This is a genomic window from Streptobacillus felis, from assembly GCF_001559775.1.
GTDB classification, from domain to species: Bacteria; Fusobacteriota; Fusobacteriia; order Fusobacteriales; family Leptotrichiaceae; genus Streptobacillus; species Streptobacillus felis.
Genome location: NZ_LOHX01000081.1, coordinates 1 through 337 on the forward strand (window position 1 = coordinate 1; position 337 = coordinate 337).

Annotated in this window: 1 pseudogene; it reads right to left on the reverse strand. The window is 30.3% G+C overall.

The features are described from left to right. Nucleotides 1-337, reverse strand: a pseudogene (rpsI, locus tag AYC60_RS08225) (30S ribosomal protein S9); the annotation flags it as partial.

A 337-nucleotide genomic window follows, 5' to 3' on the forward strand; every position in this document is an offset into this window, starting at 1 on the left:
GCTTATTCTTGCTTTTTTCTTCTCGTATTTTTTTCTTTCAATCATACGTGAATCTCTTGTTTAGAATTCAGCTTCTCTTAATTCATCATTTAATTCATTTTCATTTTCTACTAAAGATCTTGAAATAACTAATCTTATCGCTCCATCTTGACCAGTATTACATGCACCATGTACCTTAACATGTACACCATATTTAGTTAATGTTCATGTTAATTCTAATGGTTGTTCTACTATTTTTGATAAGATTGCTCATCCTGCAAGAAATTCTCTCATGTCTTTACAGTTAATTACAACACCTGTTTGTTCTGTGATTAATCTTTCTCTTGCTACTGAAGTT